Below are 13,033 nucleotides of genomic sequence, written 5' to 3' on the forward strand. Positions count from 1 at the left end.
CGGCCGGCGACCCTGCGGCTCGGCGCTGGGCCAGGGGTGCGGCCCCTCAGCTGGCCTGCTCAGCGAGGACCGAGCCGCAGGAGCGGCACCGCCGAGCTGCCAGAGGCAGGTCACTGGCCAGGCACTCGGGGCAGGTCTTCGTGGGGCCGGGCTCCCCGAACACGTCCTGGCCACGGCGCTTCATGAGCCGCCGGTATGGCACGACGATGGCCGCGTAGACGACCAGCATGAAGATCACGAAGTAGATGACCGACCCGACGAAGGACCCGAGGAGGATCCGCTGGCCGCCCACCGTGAAACCGAGGCCGGCGGTTGCACCGTGCCCACCCTCGGCGGTGGTCACCAGGCTCGACTGGGTCAGGAACCGCTTGAACCCCCGCACCGTCGCGACCTCCTCGGATCTCGGGCCTCGGTCCGCCGTGGCCGGTCAGCATAGGGCGCTCGACTCCCCGCCCCCGGGCCCGACCCGGCCGGTCCCAGCAGGTCCTTCACCCAGCCAACCGCTGTCCTTCTCCATGGTCGCCACCCACTAGGATCGCAGCGGTCGCACCGAGCGGCCTTGCTGATCCCCGATGACCACTTCCCTGTCGACAGGTCGGCGACAGGCCGACGCCGTGCGGGCCTGGCGGGCCATCCGCCGGTTGGCTCACGACCCCGACACCTTGGCGGAGCTGCGCCGGCGGGGCGAGGCGAAAGGCGTGACCCCCAGCGTGGCGAAGGCCCTCATCCACCTGGCCGGGGAACCGCCCGAGGCCATGCGGAGCCTGGCCGAGGCGCTGCGCTGCGACAGCTCCTACGTGACCGCCGTCGTCGACCACCTCGAGCAGCAGGGCCTTGCCGAGCGGCGCCCCCACCCGACGGACCGCCGGGTCAAGGTGGTGGTCCTCACCGAGGCCGGCCGGCGCAAGGCCGCCGAGATCACCGCCATCGTCGACCAGCCCCCACCGGCGTTCGGTCAGCTCAGCGCCGAGGAGCTCCACCAGCTCGTCGGCCTGCTCGAGAAGCTCCTGGGCGACCCGATCGGCGAACCCTGAGCCCCTCTGCCACCATGGCCCGATGAGCGTCGTCCGGATCAACGCCATCACCGTGCCCGAGGGAGCCGACGAGGAGCTGGCCCGCCGCTTCGCAGCCCGGGCCGGCGCCGTCGACCAGGCCGCAGGCTTCGAGGGCTTCGAGCTGCTCCGGCCCACCGACGGTCGGCGCACCTGGCTCGTCGTGACCCGCTGGCGTGACGCCGCCAGCTTCGAGGCCTGGGTGGCCTCCCCCGCCTTCGCCCACGGCCACCGGGGGCCCGAGCAGGACCGTCCCTCGGGCGGCGACCACCACCCGCCCGTCGCCACGGCCAGCGAGCTGTGGTCCTTCGACGTGGCCCTCGCCGCCAAGCCGACCCTCAGGGACCAGCCAGGTTGACCCGCCCCACCTCCTCGACCCGTCCGCCGACGGCCACCACCGGGCCGCGCCGCTCCAGCTCCAGCCGGCCACCCCGGGCCGAGAGCTGCCGGGCCGAGAGGCGCCCACGGCGGAGGCGCTCCCCCCAGAGCTCGGCCAGCAGAGCGTGGGTCGAGCCGGTCACCGGGTCCTCGGGCACCCCCACGGCCGGGGCGAAGTAGCGGCTCACGAAGTCCACGCCCTCACCGTCCCCCGGAGCGGTCACGACGAGGCCCCGCCAGGGTCGGCTGGCCAGGTCCTCCAGGTCGGGGTGGACGGCCCGGACCGCCTCGGCCCGGGCCAGCACGGCCACGGCGTCGAAGCGTCCCTCCCCGAACCAGGTGAGCTCGGGCAGGACCAGGCCCTCGGGCACCGGCCGGGCCACCGGCGGGTCGGCCGGCAGCTCCGCCTCGACCAGGCCCGTGGGGATCAGCCGGCAGGCCAGGGGGCCACTGGCGGTCTCGAAGGTCACCGTCTCCCGCCCCACCACCCAGGCGGCTGCCAGGGTGGCGTGCCCGCAGAGCGCCACCTCGGTCCGGGGCGTGAACCAGCGCAGCCCGGCCCGTCCCGGCTCCGGCCCGGGCACGACGAACGCCGTCTCGGAGAGGCCGAGCCGAGCGGCCACCTCCTGCATCCAGGCTTCGGCCGGCCAGCGCGCCAGCAGCACGACCCCGGCCGGGTTGCCGGTGCCCGGGCCCTCGGTGAACGCCTCGAGGAGGTGAGCCACGCTCACCCGTCCAGGCTGCCACGGGTCGGCGCCCCCCGGCGCCGAAGCGCCTCGAGGCCGACCCGGGCCAGCGCCCCGACGACACAGACCCAGGCGGCCCCGAGGGCCACCCCGACGGCGAAGCGCCCCGCCGCCAGATGGCCAGCCAGCAGGGGCACCAGGACCAGCGCAGCCGGTGGGGGGTGCCGCAGGCCCCGTCCCCAGAGCACCGCCACCACCAGGGCCTCCAGGGCCACCAGGGGGACCACGACCGCCCAGTCGTGCCCGAGCTCGCCGACGACCAGGGCGCCGAGGCCAGCCGCGGCGACCAGGCTCGCCCAGCGGACCGCCAGCATCGTGCCTCGTCTCTGCCAGCTCGACCCGACCCACCCGGTCCCCGCGCCGGCCACCAGCTCCAGCAGCGAGACGAACAGCGGGGGGGCCACCAGCCCGGCCGGGGCTCCACGCGCCACCCCGGCGATCACGATCAGCGCCCCGGCCACCACAGCGACCAGGCCGCTCGCCAGGAGGGAGAAGCCTCGGCGGGGCGGCCCCCCCGTCCTCGATGGTGCCGCTGGCGGGCCCAGGCGTCCGCGACCGACGACGAGGCCGGTCGCCAGCAGGCCGCAGATCACGGCCACGCTGGCCGCGTAGGCGAAGGCCGTGACGTGGAAGACCGAGGGGATCAGGCCTGCCGAGAGGGCCGGGGCCAGGCGGCTCCCAGCCAGTCGCAGCAGGGCCAGCACCCCGACGAGCCCCACCAGCTCGGCCTGCCACGGGGCGAGGCCGCTGCGGGCCAGGCCCACCCCGCCGAGGGCGGCCACGGGCACCACGGTGGCCAGCCGACCCGGCGACGCCGCCCAGTCGGCCTGTCCCAGCACCACGATGCCGCTCGCCAGGGCGGCGCCCTCGGGGAACAGGACGGCCGGCACGGCCTGGGCTACGAGCAGCATGCCCAGGGCGACGAGCACCGGGACCACCAGCCGCCACGCGCTCGCCCGAGTGCCCTCCTCATCCACGGCCTCACCATGCCAGAGAACCCCAGCGCCCCGACAGCGACGAGACCTCAGCCCGAGGCCACGTAGCGCTCCACCGGGGAGAGCTGGACCACCGGGTTCGTCGTGCCCGGCACATCCAGGAAGGGCTCCAGGTTGAAGAGGATCTGGTTCTGCAGCGCGCCGGTCGAGCCGACCACCACTTGGCCGCTCAGGCTCAGCTCGTTCGAGAAGCTGGCCTCGTTCGGCGTGTAGAGCAGGGTCTGGAGCGGGTTGCTGGTCGTCCCGAAGGTGGTCTGGTTCGAGAACGCCAGTTGGCCGCCGCACCCGCTCGAGCAGCTCGGCACGATGAGCTCCAGGCGCTCGGGGTTCGAGGTGAGGGACTCGAAGGTCGTCTGGTTCGAGAAGTCGAAGCCGGCCGGGTCCACGATGGCGAAGGGCGCGCCGATCTGCATGGTGACCTGGCCGTAGAGGTCCAGGGGGCAGGTGGTGTAGAGGACCTCCGGGGCGGTCAGCTGGTCGGCGGCGAAGAAGTCGGTGTAGACGCCCGAGGTGTTGCTCGGGGCCCCCCCGCCGCTCGGCAGCCCGTAGTAGCTGCCGCAGTTGCTCGTGTCGGTGTAGGTCACCACCTGGTAGCCGGCGGCCTGCCAGGCAGCGGGGTCCCAGGTCACCTGCGGGAACGGTGGTGGCGAGGGGAAGGCCACGACCGCGTCCTGCTCGAGGGTGCCGGCCACGTTCGTGGTGATCGGCTGTCCGTCGGTGGTGCTCGCCGTTCCTTTCACCACTGCCCCGCCGCGGAACTGCGGCTCGGGCGAACCGGGGTTGGAGAACGTCAAGTCACCGACCACGCTCGCCAAGCCGTCTAGGACCGGCGAGGAGGTGCTCACGCTCACGTTCCCGTTGGCCGTCAAGGTCCCCTGGATGGTGCAGGCGTTCGTCATGGCCACCGTCCCGTTCGCCACCAGGTTGCCCTCGAGGTCCGTGGCGTTGTCGCACTGCACCGGGCCGTTCACGAAGACCGTGCCGAAGGTCGACTGGGTCGTGAACTGGTTGTCGAAGGTGGTCCCGGCGTTCACGTAGACGCCGTAGCCGCCGGCGAAGCTCTCCTGCACCTGGTCCAGGCTGAAGATGGTCTCGGTGGCCCCGAGCTGCCCGGTCGCCCCGCCACCCTGCCCGCTGGCGCTGAAGGCCACCGCCCCGATCGGCTGGTTGGGCGCCTCGCCGTTGCTGCAGGCCAGCGGGCCCGAGGGCGTGGTCCCCTGGAGCTGCTGGTAGTAAGTGATCGCCACCTCGTAGGCCTCCGGGAGGGAGCCGCCGGGCGCCGACCCCGCCACCGCGCAGGGCAGCTCGGGGTTCCCGGCCGCGATGGCCGCCTGGACGGTCTGCTCCGCCTGGGCCAGGCCCGAGGCGGCCGCCTCGGCCGCAGCCACCTGGGCCAGATGGGCGCTCACCGTGCTGGCCGTGCCCATCACCACCGTCATCGTCCCGGTGCTCACCACGAGCACCACGGCGGCCACCGAGATGGCCAGCACGAGAGCCACGCCCTCCTCCCCGCCCCGCCCGCGGCCTCGACGCCACCACGAACCCACCCGACGCCACCAGCCGGTCACGGCGCGGGCCCCTGCTCGCAGGCGCTGGCCGGGAAGCCGGCTTGCGCCATGTCCATGCTGAACAGCGTGGTCGCCAGGGTCACCGTGCCCGCTGTGTCGCTCCCCAGGCCGCTCAGGGTGAGGTGGACCTGCACGCCGGCCTGGGGCGTGCTCACCAAGCTGAAGGGCAGCGCCGGTGGGGGCCAGGGGGTGCTGGCCACCGTCTCGAAGGCCACCGTGCCACCCTGACCGGGGGACCAGCTGCGGGTCACCAGCGCGCCGCCGGTGCCGACCGGCTCCACCGCCCACTGGTCGCAGACTGCGGTGCCCGTGCCGCCGCCCGCCGGGTCGTACTGGGAGAGCACCAGCACGGCGTCCCCCGGGCCGACGCCGCCGGCACCGCTGGTCCCGAGTCCCTGGCCCGCCCAGAACGGCTGGCCGCTCGCTGGATCGGGGGCGTAGAGCACGACCGCCGACCCGATCTCGTTCCCCAGGGCCACGAGCACCGAGCCGAACGCCGCCGTGGCCTGGTTCTCGGATCGGGTCACCGCTGCCTGGCTGCCCGTGGCCCCGAGCAGGGGCAGCACGAGACCAAGTGCCAGGACCGTCAGTGCCAGCGCCATGAGGAGCTCGACCAGGGTGGTCCCCTCCTCCCCGGCCCGGCTCATCCCGCCCCCTCGCCAACCACCAGCGGCGCCCCGCCCTCGGGGCTCGGCCGCTCGTCCCGGGTCAGGCGCACGGTGTTCGTCGTCCCGCCCGGTCCCGACCAGGTCACCGTCCCCGTGGCCAGCACCGTGCCGTTCGGCGCCGAGCTGGTCTGGACCGTGACCACGTAGGTCGTGCCGAGGGCCTGGACGCTGGCCGACGAGGACCCGCTGGCCAGGACCGTCGAGAGGATCTCCGTGGCCTCGAGGCGCTGGGCCGAGGCCGCCGTGGCCTGGCCCGTGACGAGGGCGACCCCTGCACCGAGCGCACTGGCCCCGGCGATGACCGCCATGGCCAGCACCACCTCCAGCAGCCCGAAGCCCTCCTCCCCGGCGTGGCTGGACGCCGGGGCGCGCCGGAACGACACCAGGGGGAGGTACCAGCGAGCGCCGTCCGCCCACGCGCGACCCGCCAGCCCCCCACGAGGGCCGAGGCGCGTCACGCCCTCGGTATCGACCCCCGACCCGTGACCCTGAGCAGCGGGCGGCAATCCTGGGGGCCTCGTGGGCAACGTTGGGCGCTCCTGGGGCCGGGACCCCCGACGCCGAGCGGCCCCTCAGCGCAGCCGACGGGCCTCTGCCAGCAGCTCGTCCCGGAACGCCGGGTCGGCGACCCGGGCTAGCGCCTCGGCCCGCTCCCGAACTGTCAGGCCCCGCACCTCGGCGGCTCCGTGCTCGGTGACCACTACGTCCAGGTGGTGCCGGGGGGTCGAGACGACCGCCCCCTCGGGCAGCCGGGCCACGATCCGGGACCGGACCTCCCCCTCGACCGTCACCGTCGAGGGGAGACACACGATCGCCCGCCCGTCGGCTCGCAACGCCGGACCAGCCACGAAGTCCTCGTGGCCCCCGACCCCCGAAATCTGGCGCCCCGGCAGGTGGTCGGCCACCACCTGTCCGTAGAGGTCGACCATGAGGGCCCCGTTCAACGACACCATGGCCCGGTTCCGCCCGATCGGGTCCGGGTCGTTCACGGCCTCCACCGGCACGAAGGCGACGTCCTCGTTCCCGTCCAGCCAGGACAGCAACGAGGCGCTGCCCAGCGCGAAGGTGGTCACCGACACCCCGTCGAAGACCCCTTTCCGCCGGTTGCTCACCTTCCCGGCCTCGTGCAGCCGCCGCAGCCCGTCGGTGAACATCTCGCTGTGCACCCCGTAGTCGCCCCCCGGGCCCTCCGCCAGGGCTGCGGCCACCACGCTCGGCACCCCGCCGATCCCGGTCTGCAGGGTGGCGCCGTCGGGCACGAAGCGCTGCACCACCTCGGCGATGGCCCGGTCCGTGGCCGTCGGCTCGGCCTCGGGCAGCGCGAAGGGTTCCTCGTCCACCTCCACCACCACGTCCGCCAGCGCCAGGGGGAGGAGGTTCGTGTCGGGGCCCCCGGCATCAGCCGGCACCGGCCAGCCCGCCGGCCAGCGCCCCCCGGCCTGCCGGAGGCCGGCGGTGCGGGGGAGGCGAGGGTTCAGCTCCACGACGAGCAGACGATCCGGGTCCCGGCCGGCTGCCGCCAGCTCTGCCGCCGTCGCCCCGACGTGCAGCGAGAGGTTCACCTGGTCGTCCCCGTCCGGAGCGCCCTGCACCACCATGACCCTCGGCCGGAACCGGGCCAGGATCGGCCCGAAGTCCCGGAAGCCCCCCGGGACGTGGTCGACCCGCCGCCCTTCGGCGACCAGCAAGCGCTCCACCGGGCCGTAGAAGCCGCTCCGGTAGGACACCCCGGGGTGGCGGAGGACCTCGAAGAGGTCCAGCAGCAACGCCCCGCCCAGCACCAGGTCCGCCCAGTCCGTCCGCTCGCCCAGGGCCCTCAAGAACCCGTGGGGGATCCCTGGTCCGAGCCCGAAGCCCACGCTGTCCCGAGGCCGCAGCAACCCGACCGCGTCCTCCAGGCTCATCCGTGCCGGTGTCATGCCCTCATCGTCCACAGCCAGCGTCCACAGCGCCAATCTGGCCCAGCGCGAGGACCGAGAACAGGGACCTTCGGCCCTTCTCGCCCGCGCCCTCGCGGACCACCATGGTGAGGGAGTGGCCCGGGCGGTCAGCCCGACGGGCCGAGGAGGAAGGAGGTCGCATGGCTGCCACCCTGCAGTACCCCGCAGCACCCCCTCTCGGGACGAGGCACGCTCCCCCGGCCCTCGTCACCTTGGCCAGCGTCGACGAGGCCGACGAACCGGTCCTCCCGGTCCTCGTCGCTCACGCCGGGGCGCCAAGTGGGGCCGGCCGAGCCCTCTGGTCGCTGATCCGCCGGGACGGCTTCGAGGGCGCGGTCTCGACCCTCCAATGGGGCCGGGTCTGGTTCCAGCTCGACCCGGCCCTGGCCGAGGAGCCCACGTCTTCGACCTCGGGCGCGGTGTTCGGTGCCGGGAGCCCCGTGCCCCACCCCGGGTACGGCTGGCGGGAGGCACGCCGACCCGGCGAGGTCCTCCGGGCCCTGGAGCAGGCCGAGGAAGCCGAGGGGGTGTGGTGGTACGTGCTCGAGCGCCACGGCATGGCCGTCGAGCGGCGCCTCGGGGGTCAGCGCCGGCTGGTGGGGTTCGTGCCCTTCGAGGGTGACGCCCCGGACTGGGACGTCCTGGACCTCGGCGGCCAGTTGGCCGGGCCCCACCCGGAGGTCGCCCGGTGATCGCCGCCCTCGTGGACCTCAATCCCCCGGGCAGCTACCTCCACTGGGGGTTCATCCTCATCTCCCTGGCCAACTTCTTGGTCATCGTGGCCATGGTGATCCTCTTCGCCCTGGCCATCAGCCTGCCGTTCCTCCGCCACCACCGTCGCAAGGCCGCAGCGGTCGCCCCCGCGCCGTCGCCTGCCGGGGCCGGCCCCGGTGCGACCCACGAGCCCCGCCCGCCCGCGCCCGAGGAGCCGGTCGACCCGACGCTCTGGACCAGTCGCCTGCGACGGCTCTGGTTGCACTTCCTTCCCCCCAGCAAGCTCCTGCCCGACAGCCAGCCGGCCTACGTCGCGAGCTGGATCTACGTCTTCGGGGTGCTCACCCTGGCCGGCTTCCTCGTGGCCTGCGCCTCGGGCCTGGTCCTCGCCCTCGAAGGCCCCATCTGGTGGCACACGAGTTCGGTCGGCCACTTCGTGAACTCGCTCCACCTCTGGAGCGTGGAGTGCTTCATGGGCTTCATGGCCATCCACCTCTGGGGCAAGTTCTGGATGGCCGCCTGGCGGGGCCGCCGAGCCCTCACCTGGATGACCGGGGTGGTCGCCTTCTTGGTCTCGGTCTTCGAGGCCTTCACCGGCTACCTCTCCCAGACGAACTTCGACTCCCAGTGGATCGCCTTCGAGGCGAAGGACGCCATGAACGCCGCCGGGATCGGGGCTTTCTTCAACACCATGAACTTCGGCCAGGCTCTCATGCTCCACATCGTCTTCGTGCCGCTCGTGCTCGTCGCCATCATCGCCTTGCACATCCTCATGGTCCGGCTCCGGGGCGTCGTGCCGCCCATCGACGCCAAGCCCGAGCACCTCGACCCGGCGCTCGCGCCAACCGAGCCTGTCCTGACCGAGCCCGTCGCCGTCCCGACCGAGGAGGCCCTTCGATGAGTACCTGGAGCGAACGGCGTGCTGCCCGGCGCAGCCGGGACCACTTGGAGGCCCGGCCCTGGCGGGGCCCGGTCCGCCGCTACGACATCTTGAAGGAGGCCACCATCGCCCTCGTCGTCGTGGCGCTGCTCGTGGTCCTCCTCGCCGTCCTCTTCTCGTCACCCGACGTCCCCCCGGTCACCCTCCAGGCCTGGGCCTCTGCCCAGCCCAAGGGGTTCACCGAGATCGCCCTGAGCGAACTCGAGGGCACGAGCGACTCGGCCACCTACGGCCCGCCCTACAACCACGGCAACGCTGAGGTCCAAGACCTCTGGGGGATCTCCGTCCAGCGGGCCTTCGGCGTGACCGACCCAATCGACCCGGCAAAGGACTTCGTGCTCGACCCGCTCGGCACCGTCGCCGGCCAGCCGGCGCTCACTGCTGCCCTCCACACCTACGAGGCCGCACCGAAGGCCCAGGAGATGGCGTGGCTCCAGGCCTATGGCCGGGTGCTGCCCCGGGCCAGCCTCGTTGGCGGCCAGCTCGTGGTGCCGAAGGCCGACGACGGCCCGGTCCCCGAGCTGCTCAGCCAGTTCCTCGCCATGGCCCGCTCCGGAGCCCTCGACGCCGCCCTCGTCGAGCACGCGCCCTTCTACACCACGAACTACACGAACGCCATCCTTTTCATCGGCGACTCCTGGAAGGCGCAGCACGGGGCCAGCTACTGGGGAAAGATCGTCGAGGCCCAGCACATGTCGGGCTCCCAGTGGGGGGTCATGAACGAGACCGGCTCCTGGCCCGGGCAGCCCTGGCTCTGGCTCTACACCATGTGGTACCAGGTCGGGCCCATGGCCACCTCGTCGAACGCCGACATCGAGGTGGTCGCCATCATGACCGTCTGCTCCCTGGCCCTGCTGCTCGTGCCCTTCATCCCCGGGATCCGGGACATCCCCCGCTGGCTGCCCCTCCACCGGGTCATCTGGCGGGACTACTACCGACGCGGGGGCAACCCGGATCCGGGCAGCTCCGCCACCTCCACCCCTGTCGCCCAGGCCACCAGCCCGGTTGGCCGACCGACGGTGCCGGATGCAGCGAGCGGAGCCGAGCCGTGAGCGATCCCCGGACGCCCTTCAGTCCCCGCGGCCAGGAGATCCTCGAGGAGGTCCGGCGCTTCGCCCAGGCCCACCTCGAACCGACCGAGGATCGCTACGAGCGGGAGCTCCTCGAGGTCGGGCCGACCGGGACCCCGCCGGTCCTCGACGAGCTCCGTGCCCTGGCCCTCGACCGGGGGCTCTGGAACCTCTTCCTCCCCCAGCTCGATCCCGAGGCCCCCGGCACGCCCCTCTCCACCCTGGACTACGCCCCGGTCTCCGAGATCCTCGGCCGCTACCCCCACGGACCCGAGGCGTTGAACTGCAACGCGCCCGACACCGGGAACATGGAGATCCTCGCGGCCTTCGGCTCGCCCACGGTGAAGGAGCGCTACCTCGCCCCCCTGCTCGCCGGGGAGATCCGCAGCGCCTTCTCCATGACCGAACCCGACGTCGCCTCCTCGGATCCCACCGGCCTGACCCTCACCATCCGCCGGGAGGGCGACGAGCTGGTCCTGAACGGCCGCAAGTGGTTCTCGACCGGCGCCTTGTTGGACCGCTGCGCCGTGCTGGTCGTCATGGGGCTCAGCGACCCCGACGCGCCGCCTCATCGGCGGCACAGCATGGTGGTGGTCCCGAAGGACGCCCCCGGGGTGTCCTTCGGGGCCGAGCCCCGGATCTTCGGCTACCACGACCGGGGCGGCCACCCCGAGATCCTCTACCGGGACGTCCGGGTGCCCATGGACCACCTCCTCGGCGGTCTCGGTGACGGGTTCGCCATCGCCCAGGCCCGGCTTGGTCCCGGGCGGGTCCACCACTGCATGCGGACCCTCGGCGCGGCCGAGCGGGCCCTCGACCTCATGGTGACCAGGTCCCTCGAACGACGGCCCTTTGGCGCCAGCCTCGCTCAGCGCGGCCAGATCCAGGAGTGGATCGCGGAGTCCCGCATCGAGATCGACATGGCCCGCCAGTACGTCCTGGCCGTCGCCGACCAGATCGACCGCCTGGGCGCCAAGGCCGCGGCCACCGGGATCGCCGGCATCAAGGTCGTCGTCCCCCGCATCGCCCTCCGGGTCGTCGACCGCGCCATCCAGGTCCACGGTGCGGCCGGGGTCACCCAGTTCACCCCCCTGGCCCGGCTCTACGCCCACCTCCGCACCCTGCGGATCGCCGACGGGCCCGACGAGGTCCACCTCATGACCGTGGCCCGTCGGGAGATCCGCCGGCACCACCCGGGGTTCCGCCTCGGCGTGCCCCAAGTGCCCGACCACGCCCCCTGAGCAGCCGGCCTGGGTCCTCAGGGGCCCGGGGTCCTCGTCGACGCCTGGTGAGCAGAGCGGAGGGCCTTCGGGCAGCGAAGCTGCCAACCGAGGTCGCAGCGGGGGCAGGCCCACGGCGCCGAGGGGCCCGGTCGCCACCGGGGCTGCCCGCAGCGGTCGCAGACCATCAGCAGCAGGCTGCACTCCCAGCCGGCCGCTGGGCCCCGGCGCCCAGGGGCGGTCGGGCACCCCCGGCCATGGCAGACCACCGAACGCGGATCGAGGGCCACGGCGTCCGCCGGACAGATCCGGCTGCACCAGCCGCAGTCGTTGCAGCGATCCTCGTCGACGAGGAACGCCGGTCGGAGGCTCAAGGGATCTTGCGGCCCAACGAGCGCGCCGGTCGGGCACCCCGCCTCGCACACCCCACACCCCCAGCAGCGCTCCGGGTCGACCTGCAGGCTCATCGCGACCCCCTCCGTCTCGACGCGCTCCGGCGCCCACCGTCATCGTGTTCTCTCTTACATCACCTATAGCATACTACTTGACATTCGGCGTCTGAATAAGGAACATGGGATCAGGGGTCCGGGGGGACCCACGGACACGGGAAGGGGGACCCATGACGACGACCACTCGCCCGACGCCAGCCGCCGATCAGGGCTACCTCGATCGCCTGCGCCAGGGGAAGCTCGACCTGCGCTGGCTCCGGGAGACCCGCAGCGAGTGGGGGGTGCGCGCCCGTCCCAGCAAGGTGGGCCTGACCCTCATGGACATCGCCATCGGCAGCTACGGCGAGGTCCCCGACCGTCCCCCCCGGCGCACCATGGCTCCCCGGGGTTCGGACGTCGACCCCGAGGTCCCCGACCTCGGGTACACGATCAACGAGAAAGCCGAGGTCTGGTCCGACAACGTCCTGGAGCTCTACGAGGAGGCAGTGGCCCGCCAGTGGAGCGCCACCCGGGACATCCCTTGGCGGGACCTCCCCGAGCTCGACCCCGACCTCGAGCACGCCGTCTGCCAGTTGGCCACCGTGCTGAGCGAGGTCGAGATGGTGGCCTCGGACTTCCCGGCCAAGTGGCTCTGGCGGATCAACCACGACTTCGTCGAAGCGAAGATGTTCCTCTGCACCCAGATCATGGACGAGGCCAGGCACACCGAGGTGTTCCGCAAACGGGCCCTGGCCAACGGCGGTGGCCTGGGCAAGGCCAGTGCCGTCACCGAACGCTTCTTGCAGCTCGTCCTCGACGCCCAGAGCTACGACGAGGGATCGGCGCTCATGCACCTGCTCGGCGAGGGCATCGTGCTGTCGTTGTTCCGAGCCGGGGAGCTCGTGGCCCCCTCGGCAGTGGAGAAGCGGATCTTCCGGCTCTGCATGCAGGACGAGGCCCGGCACGTCGCCTACGGCACCATGCACCTGCGCTACCGGCTCGAACGGGACCCATCGCTGGCCGAGGACTTCCACGCCTACCTCGACCGGGGCGAGGACATCATCGCCGCCCTCTTCAGCACCCCCGAGGTGGTCGAACCCACGGCCGTCCTGGCTGCCGGCGGGGTCGCCGCCGCCAGCGAGCTCGGGCTGGCCGCGGCGAACGTCGTGCGGACCCAGGTCGTCGAGGAGTACCTGGCCCGCTGCGCCCGGGCCGGTCTCGACCGCCGGTCCCGCCTGCGGCTCCCGAGCGCCCTCCTGGAGGGCACCAGCGCTGCGGTCCCCATGGACGGCCAGTCGACGGGGCAGGCCTGAG

General features: G+C 73.1%; 15 protein-coding genes. 7 read left to right on the forward strand and 8 right to left on the reverse strand.

Going from position 1 to position 13,033, the window contains the following annotated elements:
* Positions 1 to 46: 46 nt before the first annotated feature.
* Positions 47 to 382, reverse strand: a complete 336-nt coding sequence (locus Acit_RS06150) for a zinc ribbon domain-containing protein (protein WP_248106966.1) — start codon at positions 380 to 382, stop codon at positions 47 to 49.
* Positions 383 to 572: 190 nt separating this feature from the next.
* Here Acit_RS06150 and Acit_RS06155 point away from each other — a divergent pair, with 190 nt between their 5' ends.
* Together Acit_RS06155 and Acit_RS06160 are read left to right on the forward strand one after the other, a co-directional pair.
* Positions 573 to 1,034: a MarR family winged helix-turn-helix transcriptional regulator gene (locus tag Acit_RS06155; protein ID WP_248106968.1), complete on the forward strand. Its 462-nt coding sequence runs from the start codon at positions 573 to 575 to the stop codon at positions 1,032 to 1,034.
* A 22-nt stretch (positions 1,035 to 1,056) separates the two neighbouring features.
* Positions 1,057 to 1,410 carry an antibiotic biosynthesis monooxygenase family protein gene (locus Acit_RS06160; RefSeq protein ID WP_248106970.1) on the forward strand — a complete coding sequence of 118 codons (354 nt, stop codon included), beginning with the start codon at positions 1,057 to 1,059 and terminating at the stop codon, positions 1,408 to 1,410.
* Here Acit_RS06160 and Acit_RS06165 read toward each other — a convergent pair.
* From Acit_RS06165 to Acit_RS12965, 6 genes are all read right to left on the reverse strand, one after another.
* Positions 1,391 to 2,161 (reverse strand): PhzF family protein, encoded by a 771-nt coding sequence (locus Acit_RS06165; protein WP_248106973.1) that lies wholly within the window; start codon positions 2,159 to 2,161, stop codon positions 1,391 to 1,393. The genes Acit_RS06160 and Acit_RS06165 overlap by 20 nt on opposite strands.
* Positions 2,158 to 3,153: a hypothetical protein gene (locus Acit_RS06170; RefSeq protein WP_248106974.1), complete on the reverse strand. Its 996-nt coding sequence runs from the start codon at positions 3,151 to 3,153 to the stop codon at positions 2,158 to 2,160. Before Acit_RS06170 ends, Acit_RS06165 begins: the two co-directional genes overlap by 4 nt.
* A gap of 47 nt (positions 3,154 to 3,200) precedes the next feature.
* Positions 3,201 to 4,670, reverse strand: coding sequence for a hypothetical protein (locus Acit_RS06175; protein WP_248106976.1), 1,470 nt, complete (start codon positions 4,668 to 4,670; stop codon positions 3,201 to 3,203).
* Positions 4,671 to 4,735: 65 nt separating this feature from the next.
* A complete protein-coding gene (locus tag Acit_RS06180; RefSeq protein ID WP_248106978.1) occupies positions 4,736 to 5,386 on the reverse strand; it encodes a hypothetical protein in 651 nt (216 codons plus the stop codon).
* Complete coding sequence (locus Acit_RS06185; protein ID WP_248106980.1) at positions 5,383 to 5,790, reverse strand: type IV pilus modification PilV family protein; 408 nt, start codon at positions 5,788 to 5,790, stop codon at positions 5,383 to 5,385. The genes Acit_RS06180 and Acit_RS06185 overlap by 4 nt, the downstream gene beginning before the upstream one ends.
* A gap of 189 nt (positions 5,791 to 5,979) precedes the next feature.
* The gene (locus tag Acit_RS12965) at positions 5,980 to 7,326 is read right to left on the reverse strand and encodes an acetyl-CoA hydrolase/transferase family protein (RefSeq protein ID WP_282436411.1); all 1,347 of its coding nucleotides are present in this window, start codon (positions 7,324 to 7,326) and stop codon (positions 5,980 to 5,982) included.
* Positions 7,327 to 7,487: 161 nt separating this feature from the next.
* Between Acit_RS12965 and Acit_RS06195 the strand changes: the two genes are divergently transcribed.
* From Acit_RS06195 to Acit_RS13585, 4 genes are read left to right on the forward strand one after another with little or no spacing between them, the layout of a single operon-like run.
* Entirely contained in the window at positions 7,488 to 8,039 is a 552-nt protein-coding gene (locus Acit_RS06195) for a hypothetical protein (RefSeq protein WP_248106982.1), read from the forward strand.
* Complete coding sequence (locus Acit_RS13580; protein ID WP_312709932.1) at positions 8,036 to 8,962, forward strand: cytochrome b N-terminal domain-containing protein; 927 nt, start codon at positions 8,036 to 8,038, stop codon at positions 8,960 to 8,962. The genes Acit_RS06195 and Acit_RS13580 overlap by 4 nt, the downstream gene beginning before the upstream one ends.
* A complete protein-coding gene (locus tag Acit_RS06205; protein ID WP_248106984.1) occupies positions 8,959 to 10,053 on the forward strand; it encodes a hypothetical protein in 1,095 nt (364 codons plus the stop codon). Before Acit_RS13580 ends, Acit_RS06205 begins: the two co-directional genes overlap by 4 nt.
* Positions 10,050 to 11,312: an acyl-CoA dehydrogenase family protein gene (locus Acit_RS13585; RefSeq protein WP_248106986.1), complete on the forward strand. Its 1,263-nt coding sequence runs from the start codon at positions 10,050 to 10,052 to the stop codon at positions 11,310 to 11,312. The genes Acit_RS06205 and Acit_RS13585 overlap by 4 nt, the downstream gene beginning before the upstream one ends.
* Positions 11,313 to 11,329: 17 nt before the next feature.
* Here the strand turns inward: Acit_RS13585 and Acit_RS13890 are convergent, their stop codons facing one another.
* Positions 11,330 to 11,758 carry an ATP-binding protein gene (locus tag Acit_RS13890; RefSeq protein WP_376746016.1) on the reverse strand — a complete coding sequence of 143 codons (429 nt, stop codon included), beginning with the start codon at positions 11,756 to 11,758 and terminating at the stop codon, positions 11,330 to 11,332.
* Between the two features lie 152 nt (positions 11,759 to 11,910).
* Between Acit_RS13890 and Acit_RS06215 the strand changes: the two genes are divergently transcribed.
* Positions 11,911 to 13,032 carry a ferritin family protein gene (locus Acit_RS06215; RefSeq protein WP_248106988.1) on the forward strand — a complete coding sequence of 374 codons (1,122 nt, stop codon included), beginning with the start codon at positions 11,911 to 11,913 and terminating at the stop codon, positions 13,030 to 13,032.
* Position 13,033 lies beyond the last annotated feature (1 nt).

It is taken from the genome of Aciditerrimonas ferrireducens, assembly GCF_023130475.1.
In the GTDB taxonomy this organism is placed as follows: Bacteria; Actinomycetota; Acidimicrobiia; order Acidimicrobiales; family UBA8190; genus Aciditerrimonas; species Aciditerrimonas ferrireducens.

Coding starts and splice junctions, on each gene's coding strand:
- Acit_RS13890 (WP_376746016.1), bottom strand. CDS start 11,758: ATGAGCCTGCAGGTCGACCCGGAGCGCTGCTGGGGGTGTGGGGTGTGC.
- Acit_RS06195 (WP_248106982.1), top strand. CDS start 7,488: ATGGCTGCCACCCTGCAGTACCCCGCAGCACCCCCTCTCGGGACGAGG.
- Acit_RS12965 (WP_282436411.1), bottom strand. CDS start 7,326: ATGACACCGGCACGGATGAGCCTGGAGGACGCGGTCGGGTTGCTGCGG.
- Acit_RS06180 (WP_248106978.1), bottom strand. CDS start 5,386: ATGAGCCGGGCCGGGGAGGAGGGGACCACCCTGGTCGAGCTCCTCATG.
- Acit_RS06205 (WP_248106984.1), top strand. CDS start 8,959: ATGAGTACCTGGAGCGAACGGCGTGCTGCCCGGCGCAGCCGGGACCAC.
- Acit_RS06155 (WP_248106968.1), top strand. CDS start 573: ATGACCACTTCCCTGTCGACAGGTCGGCGACAGGCCGACGCCGTGCGG.
- Acit_RS06160 (WP_248106970.1), top strand. CDS start 1,057: ATGAGCGTCGTCCGGATCAACGCCATCACCGTGCCCGAGGGAGCCGAC.
- Acit_RS06215 (WP_248106988.1), top strand. CDS start 11,911: ATGACGACGACCACTCGCCCGACGCCAGCCGCCGATCAGGGCTACCTC.